Genomic DNA, 19,526 nt, shown 5'->3' with positions numbered 1-19,526 from the left:
GAATGCCGTTGATGTTCATCGCCGGATGTATTGCCGGGATCAACGGGCGTACCGGTTCCACCGGAGTTACTGGGGCAACCATGCTCTATCAAATTCACGAATTCCAGCGAGCAATGCTGTCTCCCCTCACAGCATGGGCAGAGGCCGCATCGAAATCTTTCGTCAATCCGGCCAGTCCGCTCGCCTATATTCCCGGCTCGAGTCGTCTGGCCGCGGGTTACGAGTTGCTCTACCGGCTCGGCAAGGACTACGAGAAGCCAGAGTTCAGCATTCATCAGATCGTCAAGGACGGGCATAACATCCCGATCGTCGAGCAGACCGTGATCGAGAAGCCGTTCTGCCGTCTCTTGCGCTTCAAGCGCTTCGCCGACGACAGCGCCACCGTCACCAAGCTGAAAAACGAGCCGATCGTGCTCGTGTGCGCGCCGCTCTCGGGTCACCACTCGACACTGCTGCGCGACACGGTGAAAACGCTGCTGCAAGACCACAAGGTCTATATCACCGACTGGATCGACGCGCGCATGGTGCCGATCGAGAACGGCCCGTTCCATCTGGACGATTACGTCGAGTACATTCAGGAGTTCATCCGCCACATCGGCGCGAAGGATCTGCACGTGATCTCCGTGTGTCAGCCGACCGTGCCGGTGCTCGCCGCCATTTCGCTGATGGCGAGCCGTGGCGAAGACACGCCGCGCACGATGACGATGATGGGCGGCCCGATCGACGCGCGCCGCAGCCCGACGTCCGTCAACTCGCTCGCGAACGAGCACTCTTACGGATGGTTCGAGAACAACGTCATTTACACGGTGCCGGCGAATTATCCGGGCGTCGGACGCAAGGTTTATCCGGGCTTCCTGCAGCATGCGGGCTTCGTCGCGATGAATCCGGAACGCCACCTCACGGCCCATTGGGACTTCTATCAAAACCTGCTGCGCGGCGACGATGACGACGCCGAGCAACATCGCCGTTTCTACGACGAATACAACGCCGTGCTCGACATGGCCGCCGAGTATTACCTCGAGACGATCCGCATCGTGTTCCAGGAGTTCCGGCTCGCAGAAGGCACCTGGGAAGTCAACGACGAACTCGTGCGTCCCCAGGACATCAAGCACACTGCACTCTTCACGATCGAAGGCGAGCTCGACGACATCTCCGGCAGCGGCCAGACGCGCGCCGCGCACGATCTGTGCACCGGCATTCCGGCGAAGCACAGGCGGCATTTCACGGCGGAGAAGGCCGGCCACTACGGCATCTTCTCGGGCCGTCGCTGGCGCACGATGGTGTATCCGCAGCTGCGCGAGTTCATTCTCGAGCACGACAAGACGCCGAAAACGGAAGCGGTGCCCGCGTAAGTACGCGCGCGGCGGGACCGATTCCATCGCTCGAATAAAGACGTCGCGCCTTGCAGAAGGCGCGACGTCTTTTCTTTGACAGCGTCCGATCAGCGGCGTGTCAGATAAGCCAGCAGCAATTCGGTGTTCATGCGGACGATCTGCTCGCGCTGGCCCGGCTCGTTGAAATCGAGCCCGAAACTCGCTTCGAGCGTGAATCGGTTCGAGACAATGTAATAGCCGAGTCCCGACAGTACGATGTAGAGCTTGAGCGGATCGACGTCGGTGCGAAACAATCCTGCCTTTTGGCCACGATCGAGAATGGCCGTGAGCGTCGTGACCATCGGCGAAATGAGTTCGCGGATTCGATTCGAACCTTTGATATATCTCGCCTCATGCAAATTTTCGTTATTGATGAGGCGCAGCAATTCCGGGTGATCCCGATAGTAATCCCAGACGAAATGCGCAAGACGCGTCATTGCTTCGATGGGCGCGACGCCGTCGAGTTCGAGCGTACGCTCGGCATCGACGAGCGCGGCAAGGGCATGTTCGAGCACGGCGGTGAATAACTGCTCCTTGCTACCGAAGTAGTAATAGAGCATGCGTTCATTGGTCTCCGCCCGGCGTGCGATCTGATCGACGCGGGCGCCGAACAGACCTCCGGCAGCGAACTCTTCTGCGGCGGCAAGTAAAATACGGCGCCGGGTGCCTTCAGGATCTCTTTTGATTTTCGGCTGATTCATGGTGGCATGACTCGGGAGCCGCGTTGCCGGATTAGCGTCACGCGGCCCGCATTGGGGTACATGACGTGAACGGGCGCTGCCCATGGTTATTGGGAAACACCGTCCTGCGGTCAAACGGAAAAGCGCTTCGATTATGCGCACATCGAAGGACATTGGCAATTAGGATTGAAAGCCATTCGCCACGACGGTTGACGACTTCGGCGATAATGTCGGTCAAAGCCGAGCGCGTGCCGGAAAGCGGGACACGCGCCGAACAGGCAGCGTGCCGTCGTCGTGTACGCCGAAGCGTTTTCTCGCATCGAAGCGCGGCGTGATCACAGCGACGCCCTTCGCCCGCGTCGCGCACATGCTGCGCCAGTCCCCAAGGCATCATCGCAATTCCTCGTGACCGCAACCGTTCCCAAGACGCTCGCCGAGCGCATCGAAGATCTGCTGCCGCAGACGCAATGCACCAAGTGCGGCTATCCGGCCTGCCGACCGTATGCCGACGCCATCGCCGCGGGCGAGGCGAACTACAACCAGTGCCCGCCGGGCGGCGCCGAAGGCGTCGCGCGACTGGCCGCCTTGCTCGGCAAGCCCAATATTCCGCTCGACACGACGCACGGCCTCGAACGCGCGCGGCCCGTCGCCGTGATCGACGAGAACGCGTGCATCGGCTGCACGCTGTGCATGCAGGCGTGTCCGGTCGATGCGATCGTCGGCGCGGCGAAGCAGATGCACACGGTCATCGCGCAGCTGTGCACGGGCTGCGATCTGTGCGTGCCGCCCTGCCCGGTCGATTGCATCGCGATGGTGCCCGTCACCGGCGAGCGCACCGGCTGGGATGCCTGGAGCCAGGACGAAGCCGATGCGGCGCGCGCACGGCACGACCGCCGCGTCGCGCGCCTCGAACGCGAGCGCGCGGCTGCGGAAGCGCGGGCAAGCGCGCGTCAGGCAGCGCGCGCCGCACAAGCGGACCAGCCAGCGCCCGAAGCGCCGCCAGCGCAAGCGGCCGCGCCCGCTGCCGCGCCAGCCGCGAGCGACGATCCGGAAGCGAAGAAACGCGCGATCATCCAGGCCGCGCTGGAACGCGCGCGTAAAAAGAAAGAAGAGATGGCGAAGCTCGGCGCGGGTCCCAAAAACACGGACCACGTCAGCGCCGCGGTGCAGGCGCAGATCGACGCCGCCGAGCAACGCCGACGCCGTCTCGGTCTGACGGACGACGAAAACGCGTCCCATCCCGGCGAGCACGATCGCAGCGACAGACCCGCGTGAGAACGGACATCGAATCATGAACGCCACGAAGCGCCGCGCCATCTACGAGACGCTGCAAAGCCTGAATCCGCATCCGACGACGGAGCTCGAATACACGACGCCGTTCGAACTGCTGATCGCCGTGATGCTGTCCGCGCAAGCGACCGACGTCTCCGTCAACAAGTCGATGCGCAAGATGTTTCCTGTGGCCAATACGCCGGCGGCGGTGCTCGCGCTCGGCGAAGAAGGCGTATCGGAATACATTCGCACGATCGGGCTTTACCGCACGAAGGCGAAGAACGTGATCGCGACGTGCCGCATTCTCATCGATCAATACGGTGGTGAGGTGCCCGACAATCGCGAGGCGCTCGAAGCGCTGCCGGGCGTCGGACGCAAGACGGCGAACGTTATCCTGAACACGGCGTTCGGGCAGCCGACGATCGCCGTCGATACGCACATCTTCCGCGTCGCGAATCGCACGGGGCTCGCGCCGGGCAAGGACGTGCGCGCGGTCGAGACCGCGCTCGAGAAGTTCACGCCGAAAGAGTTTCTGCACGACGCGCATCACTGGCTGATCCTGCACGGCCGTTACGTGTGCAAGGCGCGCGTTCCCGAGTGCTGGCATTGCGCGATCGAGCCGCTCTGCGAATATCGGCCGAAGACGCCTGCGCCGGTCGAATGAGCCGGTTTTGGCGGACCGGGTGCGCCGCGGTCTACAATAGCGAGTTCGGAAACCCGCAATCGAATCAATACGTTATGTTCAACCCCAGCCGCGACGAAGTTCGCCAGTTCTTCACCGATACCTGGCGCAAGGAACGCGCCGGCGAGATTTTGACGCCGCTCGAAAGCATGGCCGCCGACTGGATCGGCGAGCATCCCGAATATCACGACGCGCTCGTGAATCCCGATTCTCGCGAGGCCGATTACTCGCCCGATCGCGGCCAGACCAATCCGTTTCTGCATCTGTCGATGCATCTTGCGATCAGCGAGCAATTGTCGATCGATCAGCCGCCGGGCATCCGCCGCGCGCACGACAAGCTGGTCGCGCGCCTGGGCTCGCCGCATGACGCGCAGCACGCGATCATGGATTGCCTCGGACAGGTGATCTGGGAAGCGCAGCGCTCGGGCACGCCGCCGGATACGGACGCCTACCTGGCGCTGATCGAGCGTCGTGCTTCGCGCGACTGAGCACGCGAAAACACCGCCGCCAAATGAAAACACCCCGCTTGCAAAGCGGGGTGCTGTCTGCTGACGAGACCTCGAAGCCGCGCGCTTACTTCTTCAGCACGAGACTGCCGTCGAGCGATTCGATATACGCCGCGAGATCCTTCAGATCGCTCTGCGACAGGCTCTGCACCTGCGCCGCCATGATGGCGTTGTTGCGGCCGAAGTTCGGGTTGTTGCCGCCGATCTGATACTGGCGCAGCGCCCAGTAGATATAGCTCGCATGCTGGCCTGCGAGCCGCGGATACTCGCCGCTCACCGGCTTGTTGAGCCCGGGGCCGTGGCAGGCCGCGCAGTTGTGGCTGTCGGACAGCGCCTTGCCGTTGCTCACATCGGCCGCGTGCGCCGCGCCGACCGTCATGCCGATGAGCGCCGCTGCCGCGCATGCTGCCTTGAAGCTGGTGTGAAGTGCCTTGGAGGGCTTCATGGATTCTCCTTCCCGTTATCGCTTTGCCGTGTCACGCGCGGATCACTTGTCGGGATTGTTCTTCGATTGGGGAGTCTGCGCGGCATAGTACGCGGCGATATCGGCGATGTCCTGATCCGACAGCGTCGTCGCGATGGCGCGCATCGTGTCGAAATGACGGTCGCCCTTCTTGTAGGCGTGCAGTGCATTGGCGATGTACTGCGCGTTCTGGCCGCCCAGCATCGGCACTTCGTAGACTTCGGGGTACGCGGTGCGATAGCCGGGGATGCCGTGGCAGCCGATGCACATCGCGACCTTGCCCTCTGCGGCCTTCGCGTTGCCGACGACGTCGGCCGACGCCTGGGTCGCGAAGCCGGCGAGACCGGACAGCGCTGCAATCACGGCACATTTGCCGACGAAATTGTTCATAGCTCTTCTAACCTGGCTTGAGGGGAAATCCGGCGCTCCAAAGGCCGCGGCCCGCGCCGAGCGCTTACAACCTTCTCGGGACTGTTTGCTGCTACAGGGTCTGTCGCCACGCAGGCCAAAAAAATCGCGCTAATTGTACCGCGCGACCTACCCCCCGTCCACACGCGAACCGCGCCGAAGCCCTGCTGGCAAGGGGAATCGGCTGAAAAGCAGTCACGTGGCCTGCGACAATTCGTCCCTGTACACGCGATGAACCCGCTTGCGCGCACGCTGCACACGCGTTCGGCACGCTGCGGCAACCCGCCGATGGAGCGGCTCAAACGATACCCGGCGCCCCTCCATGCCGAAAGGTCTTCTGACTTATACTGGGATTTTTTTCCTGACCGGATCTTCGTCATGCGTTTCGAAGGCTCATCGCAATACGTCGCAACCGACGATCTCAAGCTCGCGGTGAACGCCGCGATGACGTTGCAACGGCCGCTGCTCATCAAGGGCGAACCCGGCACCGGCAAGACCATGCTCGCGGAAGAAGTCGCGGGCGCGCTCGGCATGCCGCTCCTGCAATGGCACATCAAGTCGACGACCAAGGCGCAGCAAGGCCTCTACGAATACGACGCGGTCTCGCGCCTGCGCGATTCGCAACTCGGCGACGAGCGCGTGAAGGACATCCGCAACTACATCGTCAAGGGCGTGCTGTGGCAGGCGTTCGACTCGGACCAGCAGAGCGTGCTGCTCATCGACGAAATCGACAAGGCGGACATCGAATTTCCGAACGATTTGTTGCGCGAGCTCGACCGCATGGAGTTCTACGTGTACGAGACCCGCGAGCTCGTGAAAGCGAAGCACCGGCCGCTCGTCATCATCACGTCGAACAACGAGAAGGAACTGCCGGACGCGTTCCTGCGCCGCTGCTTCTTCCATTACATCCGGTTCCCGGATGCCGAGACGATGAAGGCGATCGTCGAGGTGCACTTCCCGAACATCAAGCAGGATCTGCTCGCCGCCGCGATGCAGAGCTTTTTCGAGCTGCGCGGCGTGTCGGGACTCAAGAAAAAGCCGTCGACGTCCGAACTGCTCGACTGGCTCAAGCTGCTTCTCGCCGAAGACATTCCGCCCGAAGCCCTGCGCTCGTCCGATCAGAAGCAGATCGTCCCGCCGCTGCACGGCGCGCTTCTGAAGAACGAACAGGACGTCGCGCTGTTCGAGCGTCTGCTCTTCATGAACCGCAACCATCGCTAAAGAAATGAGCCGCTGGATCGAACCCGTCACACTGGAAGGCGAGCATGTCAGGATCGTGCCGCTCACGGCCGGTCATGAACAGGCGCTCACGGCCGCCGCGAGCGACGGCGAATTGTGGAAGCTCTGGTACACGTTCGTGCCCTCTCCCGACAAGACGCGCGGTTACATCGACACCGCGCTCGACATGCGCGAGCGCCTCGGCGCGCTTGCGTTCGCGGTGATCGATGCGAAGACGGGCGATGTCGTCGGTTCGACGCGGTACTTCAATGTCGACGAAGCGAATCGGCGGCTGGAGATCGGCCATACGTGGTACGCACGACGCGTGCAGAAGACGGCGCTCAACACCGAAGCCAAGTTGCTGCTGCTGACGCACGCGTTCGAGAAGCTCGATGCCATCGCGGTGGAGTTCCGCACGCATTTCATGAACCACGCTTCGCGCGCCGCGATCGCGCGGCTCGGCGCAAAGCAGGACGGCATCCTGCGCAATCATCAGATCGGCCGCGATGGCGTGCTGCGCGATACCGTCGTGTTCTCGATCATCCAGTCGGAGTGGCCGGCAGTGCGCGCCAATCTGACCTACCGGCTCAACCGCTGAAACCCGTCACGATGGAGAGCGCGCCATGCTGATCGACTTTTTCTACTCGCTGCGCGACGCGAAGCTGCCCGTCTCGGTGAAGGAATATCTGACTTTGCTCGAAGCGCTGAAGGCGCAGGTGATTTCGCCGTCGCTCGACGAGTTCTACTTCCTCTCACGCATGACGCTCGTGAAGGACGAGAAGTACTTCGACAAGTTCGATCGCGCGTTCGGCACGTACTTCCACGGCGTGACGCAGCTTCCCGACGAAGCCTTCGACATTCCGCTCGACTGGCTCAAGAAGCGCCTCGACCGCGAATTCACCGCGGAGGAAAAGAAGCGCATCGAGGCGCTCGGCGGCCTCGACAAGCTCATGGAGCGTCTGAAAGAGCTGATGGACGAGCAGAAGGAGCGCCACGAAGGCGGCAACAAGTGGATCGGCACGGGCGGCACGTCGCCCTTCGGGCACGGCGGCTATAACCCGGAAGGCATTCGTATCGGCGGGGAATCGTCGGGGAATCGAACCGCCGTGAAGGTGTGGGACGAGCGCGCGTACAAGGACTACGACGATCAGGTCGAAATCGGCACGCGCAATATCAAGGTCGCGCTGCGTCGCTTGCGGCGCTTCGCACGCGAAGGCGCGGCCGAAGAGCTCGATCTGCCCGACACCATCCGCAGCACCGCCGCCAACGCGGGCTGGCTCGACCTCAAGATGGTTCCAGAGCGTCACAACAACGTGAAAGTGCTGATGCTGCTCGATGTCGGCGGCTCGATGGACGATCACATCAAGCGCGTCGAAGAACTCTTTTCGGCGGCGAAGGCGGAGTTCAAGCATCTCGAGTTCTACTACTTCCACAACTGCGTGTACGACTATCTGTGGAAGCACAATCGGCGACGTCACACCGAACGCACGCCGACCTTCGACGTGCTGCACAAGTTCACGCCCGACTACAAGCTGATCTTCGTCGGCGACGCGACCATGAGTCCCTACGAAGTGCTGCAGCCTGGCGGCTCCGTCGAATACAACAATGCCGAAGCGGGCGCGGTGTGGTTGCGCCGGCTCGCCGATCAGTTTCCGCATCACGCGTGGCTCAATCCCGAGCCCGAGCGACTATGGGAATACCGCCAGTCGATTTCGGCGATCCGCAATGTCCTCGGCAATCGCATGTACCCGCTCACCATGGCGGGCCTCGAAACCGCCATGCGCGCGTTGTCGAAATAAAACCGATAGAACCAGCATGAAAGCCTCTCCCACGGCGCCCGTCGCGCTGCGTCCCTTCTTTGACTCGTCCCTCTCGACCATCGTCGCCGGCTTCGTCGCAATGATGACCGGCTACACCAGTTCGCTCGTGCTGATGTTCCAGGCGGGCCAGGCCGCGCATCTCAGCAACGCGCAGATTTCGTCGTGGATCTGGGCGCTCTCGATGGGCATGGCGGTCTGCACCATCGGGCTGTCGCTGCGCTATCGCGCGCCGATCGTCGTCGCGTGGTCCACGCCGGGCGCGGCGCTCCTCGTGTCGTCGCTGCCGAACGTCGCGTATGCCGATGCGATCGGCGCGTTCATCGTCTGCGCGGTGCTTATGAGCGCGGTCGGTCTCACCGGCTGGTTCGACACGCTGATGAAGCGCATTCCGTCGGGCATTGCCGCCGCCTTGCTCGCGGGCATTCTCTTCGAGATCGGCATCGAGATCTTTCGCGCCGCCGGGCACCGGACCGCGCTCGTCATCGCGATGTTCTTCACGTATCTCACGGCCAAGCGCTTCGTGCCGCGTTACGCGATTCCCGCCACGCTCATCGCAGGCATCGCGATCGCAGGCGGGCTCGGGCTGCTCGACTTCACGCACTTTCACGTCGCGCTCGCGCATCCGGTTTTCACGATGCCCGCGTTCTCGCTCGCCGCGGCGATCAGCATCGGCATTCCGCTTTTCGTCGTCGCAATGGCGTCGCAGAACGTGCCGGGCATCGCCGTCCTGCGCGCCGACGGCTACACGACGCCCTCCGCCCCGCTCATCTCGACGACCGGCATCGCGTCGCTCGTTCTCGCGCCGTTCGGCTCGCACGGCGTCAATCTCGCGGCCATCACCGCCGCGATCTGCACCGGCCGCGAGGCGCACGAGGAGCGCGACAAACGCTACACGGCGGCGGTCTGGTGCGGCATCTTCTATCTGATCGCGGGCACGTTCGGCGCGACGATCGCCGCCCTGTTCGCGGCATTTCCGAAGGAACTGGTCGTGTCCGTGGCCGCGCTCGCGCTCTTCGGCTCGATCATGAGCGGTCTCACCAACGCGATGCAGGACGCGCGTCAGCGCGAGCCCGCGCTCGTCACGTTCATGGTGACGGCATCGGGCCTCTCGCTATTGTCGATCGGCTCCGCATTCTGGGGATTGATCGCGGGCGTTTTGACACATTTCGTGCTCAATGCCAGACGATCCTGACGCGGCCTACAATGACGGAATCGGCCCCGATTTCAGGCCGGTTCTCCGCAATACATTCGTATTTCCGTCATGGCCTTGATCGACAAACTGCTGGCGCGCTCCACGCCGCCCGGCGCCACCCAGAAACGCAAGACAATCGTGCGCGTGCTGCTCGACGACGCCGGGCACGTCCAGGACGTCGTCCTAAAACTGAGTTGCGGCGATCCGGCGAAGGACGCCCACGCGCTCGACGAAGTTCGCAAGATGCGCTTCGCACGGGGTCAGCTCGGCTCGGGCACGGTGCGGCGGTGGCACGAGCTCGCCTACGCGGCCGACTGAAAGGCGTTTGAACGCGCAGTCTCGCTCCCGGTCGAAAACCGGCGCACACGGTATCAGCGCGCTCGCCACGCTCGGGACTAGAATGGGAGAATGACATTCAGGGGCGCGCCGCGCGAAGAAGTCGCCGCACGGCGTCGCAATCATGGGCAATCCGCGGGTTGGTTACCGCAATTTGACAAGGCGCAACGCGTCTGAGACTCCACATGACATCCGCTCTCGACCAGCTCAAGCAGTACACGACCGTCGTCGCCGACACGGGCGACTTTCAGCAATTCATTCAGTTCAAGCCGCAGGACGCGACCACGAATCCGTCGCTGATCCTGAAGGCCGTCCAGAAGGACGATTACAAGCCGCTGCTCGAAAAGACCGTCAAGGAGCACGCGAAGAAGCCGATGCCGCAGATCATCGACAATCTGCTCGTGGCGTTCGGCACCGAGATTCTCAAGATCATTCCGGGCCGCGTGTCCACCGAAGTCGACGCACGCCTCTCGTTCGATACAAAAGCGTCGATCGACAAGGCGCACGACATCATCAAGCTGTACGAGAACGCGGGCATCGGCCGCGATCGCGTGCTCATCAAGCTCGCGTCGACGTGGGAAGGCATCCGTGCGGCCGAGGTGCTGCAGAAGGAAGGCATCCACTGCAACATGACGCTGCTCTTCTCGCTCGCGCAGGCGGTCGCGTGCGCCGAAGCGGGCGCGCAACTGATTTCGCCGTTCGTCGGCCGTATCTACGACTGGTACAAGAAGTCCGCCGGCGCGGAATGGGACGAAGTGAAGAACGGCGGCGCGAACGATCCGGGCGTGCAGTCGGTGCGGCGCATCTACTCGTACTACAAGAAGTTCGGCTACAAGACCGAGGTCATGGGCGCGAGCTTCCGCACGGTGAACCAGATCACCGAGCTCGCCGGCTGCGACCTGCTGACGATCAGCCCGGACCTCCTGAAGAAACTCGCCGACAGCAACGACCGCGTCGAGCGCAAGCTCTCGCCGGAAGCGGTCAGGAACGAGAACGTGGAGAAGATTGCCGTCGACGAGCCGACCTTCCGCTTCCTCGTCAACGACGACGCAATGGCAACCGAAAAGCTCGCGGAAGGCATCCGCGCATTCGCCGCCGATGCGATCAAGCTCGAGAAGCTGATCACCGCGCTTCAATGACGCAGGCATGAAGTAACCGCACGTCGCCCCGGAAGATTGGTGCGACGTGCGGTTTTTTCTATTTCGCTGCCTATTGACGTAATTTGACGGTTTCCGAGTCAACGTGGGACCCCGTTGCAATAGACTTTCGAGCTTTGGCGGCATGTCCGCTTCATATGCACGGAGTCACCGGTCATGCAACTGGACACCTATCTCTTCTATAACGGCGATTGCGCTGCGGCGCTCGAACTCTATCAGGCAGCATTCGGCGCGCAGATCGCCACGCTGGTCCGCTTCCGTGACGCACCGGACGGCGGCAACGCACCGCCCGACTGGCAGGACAAGATCATGCACGCGGTGTTTTGCGTGGGCCCGAACGCGATCATGGTCTCGGACGGCCGCTACGGTCAGCCGCGCAAGGACTACTCGGGCTTCACGCTGTCGATCGCCGCGGAGGACGCGCAATCCGGCGAGCGCATTTTCAACATGCTCGCCGAGGGCGGCAACATCCTGACGCCGTGGCAATCCACGTTCTGGACGCAAGGCTTCGGCATGCTCACGGATCGTTTCGGCGTGCCGTGGCTCATCAATGTGGTGCACGAAGGCGAAGCACGGACGGCCTGAGTGGTCATCGCTTCATCGCGTCATCAATTCATGGATTGAGCGCTCGCGCGCCTTCGATATTCCACTGCCGCTCGATTTCCGACAGACGCAGCCGCAGGCGATCCACCTGCTCCACGAAACGCATCGCGAGCCAGTGCATGCCCTGCGTCGTCGCGTTTCCGTCGTCGTCCGGGCATGGCGGCACGCCCGGCGCATCCACTGCGCGGTACAACAATCCCACGCGCCCGAAGCGCAACGCGCGAGCCATCTGCAGAAGCTGCTGGCGCACCGCGTACTCGCCCGGCGAGCACGCGATCGCGAAGCGGCTAGGCGTGGCGCTCGCGACTTCGGGCATCGACATGACCAGCATTTCCAGCGCCGCGAGAATCGAGCGGTGCAGCCGCTGGATCTCTTCGAGCCGGGTCATCGGCACATCGGTTTCCTTCGCGACCGACTCCATCAGCCCGCGCGATTGCACAAGCCGCTGGCTCATCGCGTAGAAGCGCCGCGCGGTTTCCTCCGCGAGAAGCGGCGTACCGTCGAGCAAGGCGCCGTAGAGCCTTGCGCACTCGCGCAGATTGTCCGCGAGCCGGTATCGCCAGGAATACGTCGCGTATTGCGGCAGGACGAAGGAAAAGCCGAGCGCGATGACGACGCCGATCATCACGTTGGCCGTGCGCCACAATCCGGTGGAAAGCGGCAGGTCGCCGTGGCCGGACACGATGACCATGGTGATTGCCGTGAGCAGCGCGACGTAGCCCGCCTTGCCGATCGCATAGTAGGCGCAGCCGCCCGCGATCACGCACATCAGCACGAAGAACACCATCACGGAGCCGGTGAGCATCTGCGCGAGGATGAGCACGAGTCCGAAGAACGCGCCGAGCGCCGTGCCCATCGCGCGCTCGCCCGCCTTCTTGCGGATGTTGCCGTAGTGCTGCAATCCGCCGATCACGACGAGCACCGATACCGACGCCCATACGCCGTGCGGCATGTCGATGCCCGTGGTGACCGCGATCGACACCGCCATCGCGAGCGCGACGCGTACCGCATGAATCACGTTCGCGTGCCGGTAGCGGAAGTACGGCGACGTAATCGAATGAAGCAGGCGCGCGAGACGGCTGCGCCTGAGTGACGTCGATGTCGGAGAAAGCATGGTTCGCTCACCTCGATGAACACGCACGCCCGTCGAACAAAGGCTGCCGGAAAACGAAACGCCCGTAACGGCCGGATGGCTGTTACGGGCGTTTTACCAGCTTTTCGCGCGCCGCGCCGGGCACGTGCGCGTGCGCGATCGGTCGGAATCAGCCTTCCACGATATCCAGATAGTCTTCCGGACGCGTGCGGTCGTCCGAGCGCTTGAGGCCCAGCACGCGCACGAGCAGGCTCACGACGATCGAGACGATCAGATTCGCGATCAGCGCCCACACCGCCGCATAGCCCGGCACGACATAGCCGAACAGATGCAGCGGGTAGATCGAGCCCTTCAGTTGCAGCGACACGGCCATCCACGTGCCGACGCCGATGCCCACCGCCCAGCCGAGCAGCAAGCCGCGATGATCGAGCACCCGCGTATAGAGGCCGAGCACGAGCGCGGGCAGCGTCTGGATGATCCAGATGCCGCCGAGCAGTTGCAACTGGATCGCGTAGGTCAGCGGCAGCGCGAGAATGAAGACCACCGCGCCGATCTTCACGATCAGCGACACGAGCTTCGCGACGTTCGTTTCCTGCTCCGGCGTCATCGACGTATTGACGAACTCGCGATGCACATTGCGCGTGTAGAGGTTCGCCGCCGCGATCGACATGATCGCCGCCGGAACCAGCGCGCCAATGCCGATCGCCGCGAACGCAACGCCCACGAACCACGACGGGAAGTAGTGCAGGAAAAGCGCCGGCACCGCGAAGTTCGCGCCATATGCCTTGAAGTACGACGCGTACTCGGGCATGTCCTTCACGCCCGATGCCAGCGCCATGTAGCCGAGCAGCGCGAGCAGGCCGAGCACGAGCGAGTATGCCGGCAGTAGCGACATGTTGCGGCGGATCGTGTTGCCGGAGTTCGACGAGAGAATCGCCGTCACCGAGTGCGGGTACAGGAAGAGCGCGAGCGCGGAGCCGACCGCGAGCGTCGCGTACGCGCTGTAGCCGTTCAGGCTCGCGGCATCGGGCGCTTTCAGGAGCAGCTTCTCGGGCGGCACGACGCTGAAGATATGGCCGAAGCCGCCGAGCTGCGCCGGAATCACGATCATTGCGGCGATGATCGTGATGTAGATCAGCACGTCCTTCACCACCGCGATCATCGCGGGCGCGCGCAGGCCCGACGTGTACGTGTACGCGGCGAGAATGGCGAACGCGATGATGAGCGGCAGATCGCCGACGAAGCCTTGCGTCGAGAACCCGAGCGCGCCGATCACCACTTCGATGCCGACGAGCTGCAGCGCGATGTACGGCATCGTCGCGACGATGCCCGTCACCGCGACGGCGAGCGCGAGCATGCGGCTGTTGTAGCGCGCGTGCACGAAGTCGGCGGCGGTCACATAGCCGTGACGCTTCGCGATGCTCCAGAGCTTCGGAAACACGACGAACGCGAACGGATAGATGAGGATGGTGTACGGCAACGCGAAGAAGCCCGTCGCGCCCGCGCCGAACACGAGCGCCGGCACCGCGACGAACGTATAGGCGGTGTACAGATCGCCGCCGAGCAGGAACCACGTGACGATGGTGCCGAAACGGCGCCCGCCGAGGCCCCATTCGTCGAGCTGGGCGAGATCGCCCTTACGCCAGTGCGCGGCGATGAAGCCGAGAATCGTGACGCCGACGAAGAAGAGAACGAAGACGAAGGTTGCGGTGGCGTTCATCATCGCGCACCTCCGTTCTTTCGTCCCGAGGGCAGCGCCTTCGTCTTCTTATAGACGACGGCGGTGATGACCGCGCTGATCAGCACCCACAAGAGCTGATACCAGTAGAAGTACGGAAAGCCCCAAAGAACGGGCTCGATCTTGTTGTAAAACGGCACCCATACCACACCGATCCACGGAAGGATCAGAAGCCAAAGCCAATGCTTGTTGCGCGGTTGTCCAGTGCCGGTCGTAGCTTCGTGAGCCATGAACGGTCTCCTCTTGTTTTGTTTCGCGTCGTTATTGCGAGCCCGGCGGGATGCCGGTTGTCGGGTAGACACGCCGCTGAAAGCGCCCCGAAATAACAGAGGGAGTATATGGACCCTTAAAACACGGTCAAGCAGGGGGATTCCCGACTATTCCGCTGATTTGAAAGCTTCTTGTAAATAGGCCGAAACCCTCGTTCCGGCCCCCGCTGCTTGCGCTGCGTCAATCAGATCGAGAATGAGCCGCTCGTGGCGACGCCTGCGCTTTGCGCGAGACCCTTCACCCACTTGCGCGCGGGCAAGCCGAGCTGCGCCTCGATGAGCTTCGCGCGCGCGTCGAGCGCGTCGAACGAAACGTCGAGTGCGGGACCGGCGAACGCGATCGCGACGCGATTGCCGTCATGCACTTCGGGCAGCGCGATCACGCGATGATCGAACGCCTCGTTCAGATGACGCATGTTGCGCACGAAGCTCGGATGATCGCCGAACAGATTGATCGTGACGACGCCCGCTTCCGGCGTGAGACACGCGCGGCAAGCGCGATAGAACGAGACGCTGTCGAGCACGGGGCCGCGCGCGGTGGCGTCGTACAGATCGATCTGCAACGCGCCGATCGTGCCGTGATTCCCGCGATCGTTGACGAACTCCCAGGCGTCGCGTTCGGTGACGGTGAGGCGCGCGTCGTCGTAGGGCAGCTCGAACATCGCGCGCGCGGCGATGACGACCGCGGGATTCAGTTCGACGGCTTCCACGTTCGCCGGCTTCAGAAAGCGATAGCAGAACTTCGTGAGCGCCGCGGCACCGAGCCCGAGTTGCACGATGCGCTCGGGCGTCCCGACGAAGAGCAGCCACGCCATCATCTGCTGCGCGTATTCGAGTTCGATGTGATCCGGCTTCTTCAGGCGCATCGCGCCTTGCACCCATTCGGTGCCGAAGTGCAGGTAGCGCACGCCGCCCTCTTCCGAGAACGTCACGGGGGCGAAGCGCGGCTTGCGGGGCGCCTCGATGCGCGGCGCGTTCGCGAGATCGTCGCGATCGTCGTCGGCGCGCCTGCGCTTCGATTTGTTGTCGTCTTTTTTACGGCCGAACGCGCGCGCTTCTGCCGACGCACGTTTGATGAGATTCGTCATTGTGTGGAGAGAATGTCGCGCCAGATGCGCAATTTTTGATCGAACGAGAGGATAGCATTGGCCGCGCTCGACGACGGCAGCACGAGCGTCGCGTAGCCGGCGGCGCTCAGCACGGGCGCGAACTTGCCCGAGGTCTTGCCGTTGAAGCACACCTTGCGCAACGCCGGAAAACGCGTGTGAAACACCGCGAAATCATTGGGCGATGCGTTGCGGATCGCCGCGTCGAGGCTGCCTTCGCGCTCGCATGCGGCGAGCACGTCCCATAAACCGATGCCGTGCGCGACGAGACGCGCGATACGATCGTCATAGGCGAGTGCGTGCAAGTCCTCGCCGATCGCTGCGCCGACCAGCCGCCAGAATTGATTGCGCGGATGCGCGTAGTACTGCGTCGCCGCGAGCGATGCGACGCCCGGAAAACTGCCGAGGATGAGCGTGTGCGTGCCTTCATCGCCGATGGGCGCAAAGCCTGCAAGCTTCATTTTGCCTCGCCGTGCGCGACGCGCTTCGCATGCGAGCTCAGGTGATCATAGGAGCGGGCATGTTCGCGCCTATGCGGGCCGTGCATGGTGGCGAGCTTGCTCCAGAGCGCATCGAGCATGCATTCGGTGACCATCAGCGGCGCGTCGTGACGTTTGAACACCGAACGGCGCGCGACGAGCGAATGCGCCCGTTCATTCGATTGCGCCGATGCGAGTCGATGAAGCGGATGCCGCGCGGTGATTCTTCGGCTCGCCAGCGCCGAACGCGACACGCTGCTATCGCTATACAGCAGTTCGGCGAGTGGCCGCGTGCGCAGGCGGCGCATCGATTGCCATACGCCCGTGCTGTGCGATAGAGGCACCACGCTGTGCGCGACGACGAACGGCGCGCCATCGACTTTCAGCGCGACTTCGCGCACCCACACCGGGGTGCGCGGCGTTAGCCCGAGCGCGCGCACTTCATCCTGCCAGGGCATGTCGACGGCTTCGCGCGTGACTTCGACCGTCACCGCGCCAAGCGTGCGCAGATGCGCGGTGAGCGAACCGCCGCGTGTGAGCCAGTCCTTTTGTGCGTCGGTGAGCGATGAAAGCGGGATGATGCGCCAGTGCGCATCGATGGGATCGTTGGGCGTGAGCATGCCGGCAATTATAGGATCGTCCACCGCTTCGGACGATTCGTATGGAGCCGACGTGCCGACAGAACGAAACTCAGTGTCCGCTCACGCGCGCGTGACGGCCGGCCGCGCGCCCCGAGCGAACATTGACAAATCATTGAGAGGACAGCGAATGTCGGAAAACAAGAAACAGACATCGAAGAAAGTTGCGCACCTCGCGGCGGAGACGCTGCATAACCCGAAGGCATCGACCATCAAGAAAAGCCTCGCCGCGTCAGCCTTGTCGCAGTCACACACCAAAAGGCAAACGGGCGCCGCGATGGAACACAAGGCGAGCGAAGTGCTTCACAGCAACAAGTACTCGGCAGAAACCAAGGCGCTGGCTGCCTCAGTTCTTGCGCAATCCAGCAAGGAACGCAAGCCCAAATAAGAAACGCGCCGCCGGTTTCCCGGCGGCGCGGTCATCGACAGCGTTCGAGCAAACTTATCGCGCGAGCAGCAGCGCATTCGTGCGCTTGACGAAGCTCGCCGGATCCTCGAGCGCGCCGCCTTCTGCAAGCAACGCCTGATCGAAGAGCAGATGGCACCAGTCGACGAAATTGGCGCTGTCCGCATTCAACGCCTTCACCAGCGGATGCTCGGGATTCACTTCGAGAATGGGCTCCGCTTGCGGCGCTTTCTGCCCCGCTGCCTTGAGCATGCGCTGCAGGTAGCCGCTCATGTCGCCTTCATCGGCGACGAGACAACTCGGCGAATCGGTGAGGCGGAACGTGAGACGCACGTCCTTCGCCTTGCCTTCGAGCGCTTCCTTCATCTTCTCGACGAGCGGCTTCATTTCCTCGCCGACCTTCTCCTGCTGCTGCTTTTCCTCGTCGTCGAGCGCGCCGAGATCGAGGTCGCCGCGCGCCACGCTCGCGAGCGGCTTGCCATCGAACTCATTGAGGAACGACAGCATCCACTCGTCGACGCGATCCGTCAGCAGTAGGACCTCGACGCCCTTCTTGCGGAACACTTCGAGATGCGGGCTGTTCTTCGCGGCTTGCCAGCTATCGGCGGTGACGTAGTAGATCTTCGTCTGCTCGGGCTTCATGCGCGCGACGTAATCGGCGAGCGACACGTTCTGCGCGTCGCTATCGTTATGCGTCGATGCGAATCGCACCAGCTTCGCGATGCGCTCGCGATTGCTGAAATCCTCGCCGATGCCTTCCTTCAGCACCTGCCCGAACTCGTTCCAGAAGGTCGCGTACTTCTGCTTGTCCGCTTCTTCGGTCGCTTCGGCGGAGGACGATGCGATCTCCTCGAGCATCGACAGCACGCGCTTGGTCACGCCTTCGCGAATCGCCTTCACGTCCCGGCTTTCCTGCAGGATTTCGCGCGACACGTTGAGCGGCAGATCGGCCGAATCGACCACACCCTTCACAAAGCGCAGATACGCGGGCAGCAGTTGCTCGGCATCGTCCATGATGAACACGCGCTTCACGTAGAGCTTCAGCCCGCCGCGATGCTCGCGGTTCCACAGATCGAACGGCGCGTGCTTGGGCACGTACAGCAGTTGCGTGTACTCGCTGCGGCCTTCGACGCGGTTGTGCGTCCACGCGAGCGGATCGTCGTGATCGTGCGAGATGTGCTGATAGAACTGCTTGTACTGATCGTCGCTGATGTCGTTCTTCGGACGCGTCCAGAGCGCGCTCGCCTGGTTGACCGTCTCGTCCTCGTCCTTCGTGACCATCTCGCCTTTCTCGGCATCCCACTCTTCCTTCTTCATCAGAATGGGCAGCGCGACGTGATCCGAGTACTTCTGGATGATCGACTTGAGCCGGTGCGACGACAGCAACTCGTCCTCGTCGGCGCGCAGATGCAGCGTGATGGTCGTGCCGCGTTGCGCGCGCTCGATGTCCTCGACTTCGAAATCGCCTTCGCCCGCGCTCGTCCAGCGCACGCCCTCGTTCGCCGGCAAGCCGGCGCGGCGCGTCTCGACGGTGATATTGTCCGCGACGATGAAGCCCGAATAGAAGCCGACGCCGAACTGGCCGATGAGCGCCGCGTCCTTCTGCTGGTCGCCGGAGAGCTTCGAAAAGAACTCCTTGGTGCCCGAGCGCGCGATCGTGCCGAGATGGGAAATCGCTTCCTCGCGGCTCATGCCGATGCCGTTGTCATCGATGGTGATGGTGCGCGCGGCCTTGTCGAACGACACGCGGATGCGCAGGTCCGGATCGTTTTCGTAGAGCGCGCTGTTCTCGATGGCTTCGAAGCGCAGCTTGTCGGCAGCATCGGATGCGTTGGAAATCAGCTCGCGCAGGAAAATTTCCTTGTTGCTGTAGAGCGAATGGATCATCAGGTGCAGAAGCTGCTTTACTTCTGCCTGAAAGCTCATGGTTTCTTGCGCCATGGTCGGGTCCTCTGTGTTGATTTCGTTAGTGCGATGAAGTCGGCCGCGCGCACTCGCCGCGCGGTCAATTCGCCGGATATAAGGGCGGCCCGGCATTTTTCAAGAGCGGCGAGTCCGGATAAGATGCGTTTCCCGAACGACCGATC

At 62.9% G+C, this 19,526-nt stretch carries 22 protein-coding genes; 12 read left to right on the top strand and 10 right to left on the bottom strand.

The window, feature by feature from the left end; all coding sequences use genetic code 11:
* Positions 1-80 precede the first annotated feature (80 nt).
* Complete coding sequence (locus NCT32_RS04270) at positions 81-1,352, top strand: polyhydroxyalkanoate depolymerase (RefSeq protein ID WP_061121768.1); 1,272 nt, start codon at positions 81-83, stop codon at positions 1,350-1,352.
* Positions 1,353-1,441: 89 nt separating this feature from the next.
* On the opposite strand, the gene NCT32_RS04265 is transcribed toward NCT32_RS04270, so the two are convergent.
* Positions 1,442-2,074 (bottom strand): TetR/AcrR family transcriptional regulator, encoded by a 633-nt coding sequence (locus NCT32_RS04265; RefSeq protein WP_061121769.1) that lies wholly within the window; start codon positions 2,072-2,074, stop codon positions 1,442-1,444.
* 384 nt (positions 2,075-2,458) lie between these two features.
* On the opposite strand from NCT32_RS04265, the gene rsxB reads away from it, so the two are divergent.
* From rsxB to NCT32_RS04250, 3 genes are all read left to right on the top strand, one after another.
* Positions 2,459-3,328 (top strand): electron transport complex subunit RsxB, encoded by an 870-nt coding sequence (gene rsxB / locus NCT32_RS04260; protein ID WP_061121770.1) that lies wholly within the window; start codon positions 2,459-2,461, stop codon positions 3,326-3,328.
* A gap of 16 nt (positions 3,329-3,344) precedes the next feature.
* The gene (gene nth, locus NCT32_RS04255; RefSeq protein ID WP_061121771.1) at positions 3,345-3,989 is read left to right on the top strand and encodes an endonuclease III; all 645 of its coding nucleotides are present in this window, start codon (positions 3,345-3,347) and stop codon (positions 3,987-3,989) included.
* Between the two features lie 74 nt (positions 3,990-4,063).
* Positions 4,064-4,495 (top strand): DUF1841 family protein, encoded by a 432-nt coding sequence (locus tag NCT32_RS04250; protein ID WP_061121772.1) that lies wholly within the window; start codon positions 4,064-4,066, stop codon positions 4,493-4,495.
* A gap of 85 nt (positions 4,496-4,580) precedes the next feature.
* On the opposite strand, the gene NCT32_RS04245 is transcribed toward NCT32_RS04250, so the two are convergent.
* Positions 4,581-4,958: a c-type cytochrome gene (locus NCT32_RS04245; RefSeq protein ID WP_061121773.1), complete on the bottom strand. Its 378-nt coding sequence runs from the start codon at positions 4,956-4,958 to the stop codon at positions 4,581-4,583.
* Between the two features lie 42 nt (positions 4,959-5,000).
* Positions 5,001-5,366 carry a c-type cytochrome gene (locus tag NCT32_RS04240; RefSeq protein WP_061121774.1) on the bottom strand — a complete coding sequence of 122 codons (366 nt, stop codon included), beginning with the start codon at positions 5,364-5,366 and terminating at the stop codon, positions 5,001-5,003.
* A gap of 396 nt (positions 5,367-5,762) precedes the next feature.
* On the opposite strand from NCT32_RS04240, the gene NCT32_RS04235 reads away from it, so the two are divergent.
* The 7 genes from NCT32_RS04235 (at position 5,763) to NCT32_RS04205 (ending at position 11,692) form a co-directional block, all read left to right on the top strand.
* Positions 5,763-6,605 (top strand): MoxR family ATPase, encoded by an 843-nt coding sequence (locus NCT32_RS04235; protein WP_061121775.1) that lies wholly within the window; start codon positions 5,763-5,765, stop codon positions 6,603-6,605.
* Positions 6,606-6,609: 4 nt separating this feature from the next.
* Positions 6,610-7,200, top strand: coding sequence for a GNAT family N-acetyltransferase (locus NCT32_RS04230; protein WP_061121776.1), 591 nt, complete (start codon positions 6,610-6,612; stop codon positions 7,198-7,200).
* A gap of 25 nt (positions 7,201-7,225) precedes the next feature.
* The gene (locus NCT32_RS04225; RefSeq protein WP_250476475.1) at positions 7,226-8,401 is read left to right on the top strand and encodes a VWA domain-containing protein; all 1,176 of its coding nucleotides are present in this window, start codon (positions 7,226-7,228) and stop codon (positions 8,399-8,401) included.
* 16 nt (positions 8,402-8,417) lie between these two features.
* Entirely contained in the window at positions 8,418-9,614 is a 1,197-nt protein-coding gene (locus NCT32_RS04220) for a benzoate/H(+) symporter BenE family transporter (RefSeq protein ID WP_061120567.1), read from the top strand.
* 69 nt (positions 9,615-9,683) lie between these two features.
* Positions 9,684-9,932, top strand: a complete 249-nt coding sequence (locus tag NCT32_RS04215; RefSeq protein ID WP_061120568.1) for a hypothetical protein — start codon at positions 9,684-9,686, stop codon at positions 9,930-9,932.
* Positions 9,933-10,135: 203 nt separating this feature from the next.
* The gene (tal, locus tag NCT32_RS04210) at positions 10,136-11,089 is read left to right on the top strand and encodes a transaldolase (protein ID WP_061120569.1); all 954 of its coding nucleotides are present in this window, start codon (positions 10,136-10,138) and stop codon (positions 11,087-11,089) included.
* A gap of 174 nt (positions 11,090-11,263) precedes the next feature.
* Positions 11,264-11,692, top strand: a complete 429-nt coding sequence (locus tag NCT32_RS04205; protein WP_061120570.1) for a VOC family protein — start codon at positions 11,264-11,266, stop codon at positions 11,690-11,692.
* Positions 11,693-11,720: 28 nt separating this feature from the next.
* On the opposite strand, the gene NCT32_RS04200 is transcribed toward NCT32_RS04205, so the two are convergent.
* From NCT32_RS04200 to NCT32_RS04175, 6 genes are all read right to left on the bottom strand, one after another.
* A complete protein-coding gene (locus NCT32_RS04200) occupies positions 11,721-12,824 on the bottom strand; it encodes an FUSC family protein (RefSeq protein WP_086961432.1) in 1,104 nt (367 codons plus the stop codon).
* A gap of 148 nt (positions 12,825-12,972) precedes the next feature.
* Entirely contained in the window at positions 12,973-14,523 is a 1,551-nt protein-coding gene (gene mctP / locus NCT32_RS04195; protein WP_061120638.1) for a monocarboxylate uptake permease MctP, read from the bottom strand.
* Entirely contained in the window at positions 14,523-14,771 is a 249-nt protein-coding gene (locus tag NCT32_RS04190) for a DUF3311 domain-containing protein (RefSeq protein WP_008350708.1), read from the bottom strand. Before NCT32_RS04190 ends, mctP begins: the two co-directional genes overlap by 1 nt.
* A 224-nt stretch (positions 14,772-14,995) precedes the next feature.
* Positions 14,996-15,898, bottom strand: a complete 903-nt coding sequence (locus NCT32_RS04185; protein WP_061120571.1) for a hypothetical protein — start codon at positions 15,896-15,898, stop codon at positions 14,996-14,998.
* Positions 15,895-16,377 carry a DNA-deoxyinosine glycosylase gene (locus NCT32_RS04180; protein WP_061120572.1) on the bottom strand — a complete coding sequence of 161 codons (483 nt, stop codon included), beginning with the start codon at positions 16,375-16,377 and terminating at the stop codon, positions 15,895-15,897. The genes NCT32_RS04185 and NCT32_RS04180 overlap by 4 nt, the downstream gene beginning before the upstream one ends.
* The gene (locus NCT32_RS04175) at positions 16,374-17,015 is read right to left on the bottom strand and encodes a chorismate lyase (RefSeq protein WP_061120573.1); all 642 of its coding nucleotides are present in this window, start codon (positions 17,013-17,015) and stop codon (positions 16,374-16,376) included. The genes NCT32_RS04180 and NCT32_RS04175 overlap by 4 nt, the downstream gene beginning before the upstream one ends.
* Here NCT32_RS04175 and NCT32_RS04170 point away from each other — a divergent pair.
* A complete protein-coding gene (locus tag NCT32_RS04170) occupies positions 17,008-17,421 on the top strand; it encodes a hypothetical protein (protein WP_250489924.1) in 414 nt (137 codons plus the stop codon). The two genes, NCT32_RS04175 and NCT32_RS04170, sit on opposite strands and share 8 nt — an antisense overlap.
* Before the next feature lie 54 nt (positions 17,422-17,475).
* Here NCT32_RS04170 and htpG read toward each other — a convergent pair whose 3' ends face one another.
* Positions 17,476-19,380, bottom strand: coding sequence for a molecular chaperone HtpG (htpG, locus tag NCT32_RS04165; RefSeq protein ID WP_250489923.1), 1,905 nt, complete (start codon positions 19,378-19,380; stop codon positions 17,476-17,478).
* Positions 19,381-19,526: the final 146 nt, after the last annotated feature.

Origin of the sequence: Caballeronia sp. INML2 (assembly GCF_023631365.1) — a bacterium.
Taxonomy (GTDB): Bacteria; Pseudomonadota; Gammaproteobacteria; order Burkholderiales; family Burkholderiaceae; genus Caballeronia; species Caballeronia turbans.
This window is presented reverse-complemented; position numbering and strand designations above follow the sequence as displayed.

Bases quoted from the DNA above. Each gene is read 5' to 3' on its own strand.
- NCT32_RS04250 (WP_061121772.1), top strand. From the start codon at position 4,064: ATGTTCAACCCCAGCCGCGACGAAGTTCGCCAGTTCTTCACCGATACC.
- NCT32_RS04240 (WP_061121774.1), bottom strand. From the start codon at position 5,366: ATGAACAATTTCGTCGGCAAATGTGCCGTGATTGCAGCGCTGTCCGGT.
- NCT32_RS04225 (WP_250476475.1), top strand. From the start codon at position 7,226: ATGCTGATCGACTTTTTCTACTCGCTGCGCGACGCGAAGCTGCCCGTC.
- NCT32_RS04185 (WP_061120571.1), bottom strand. From the start codon at position 15,898: ATGACGAATCTCATCAAACGTGCGTCGGCAGAAGCGCGCGCGTTCGGC.
- NCT32_RS04220 (WP_061120567.1), top strand. From the start codon at position 8,418: ATGAAAGCCTCTCCCACGGCGCCCGTCGCGCTGCGTCCCTTCTTTGAC.
- NCT32_RS04245 (WP_061121773.1), bottom strand. From the start codon at position 4,958: ATGAAGCCCTCCAAGGCACTTCACACCAGCTTCAAGGCAGCATGCGCG.
- NCT32_RS04265 (WP_061121769.1), bottom strand. From the start codon at position 2,074: ATGAATCAGCCGAAAATCAAAAGAGATCCTGAAGGCACCCGGCGCCGT.
- tal (WP_061120569.1), top strand. From the start codon at position 10,136: ATGACATCCGCTCTCGACCAGCTCAAGCAGTACACGACCGTCGTCGCC.
- NCT32_RS04230 (WP_061121776.1), top strand. From the start codon at position 6,610: ATGAGCCGCTGGATCGAACCCGTCACACTGGAAGGCGAGCATGTCAGG.
- NCT32_RS04235 (WP_061121775.1), top strand. From the start codon at position 5,763: ATGCGTTTCGAAGGCTCATCGCAATACGTCGCAACCGACGATCTCAAG.
- mctP (WP_061120638.1), bottom strand. From the start codon at position 14,523: ATGAACGCCACCGCAACCTTCGTCTTCGTTCTCTTCTTCGTCGGCGTC.
- NCT32_RS04205 (WP_061120570.1), top strand. From the start codon at position 11,264: ATGCAACTGGACACCTATCTCTTCTATAACGGCGATTGCGCTGCGGCG.
- NCT32_RS04200 (WP_086961432.1), bottom strand. From the start codon at position 12,824: ATGCTTTCTCCGACATCGACGTCACTCAGGCGCAGCCGTCTCGCGCGC.
- htpG (WP_250489923.1), bottom strand. From the start codon at position 19,380: ATGGCGCAAGAAACCATGAGCTTTCAGGCAGAAGTAAAGCAGCTTCTG.
- NCT32_RS04180 (WP_061120572.1), bottom strand. From the start codon at position 16,377: ATGAAGCTTGCAGGCTTTGCGCCCATCGGCGATGAAGGCACGCACACG.
- nth (WP_061121771.1), top strand. From the start codon at position 3,345: ATGAACGCCACGAAGCGCCGCGCCATCTACGAGACGCTGCAAAGCCTG.
- NCT32_RS04190 (WP_008350708.1), bottom strand. From the start codon at position 14,771: ATGGCTCACGAAGCTACGACCGGCACTGGACAACCGCGCAACAAGCAT.
- NCT32_RS04175 (WP_061120573.1), bottom strand. From the start codon at position 17,015: ATGCTCACGCCCAACGATCCCATCGATGCGCACTGGCGCATCATCCCG.
- NCT32_RS04215 (WP_061120568.1), top strand. From the start codon at position 9,684: ATGGCCTTGATCGACAAACTGCTGGCGCGCTCCACGCCGCCCGGCGCC.
- NCT32_RS04270 (WP_061121768.1), top strand. From the start codon at position 81: ATGCTCTATCAAATTCACGAATTCCAGCGAGCAATGCTGTCTCCCCTC.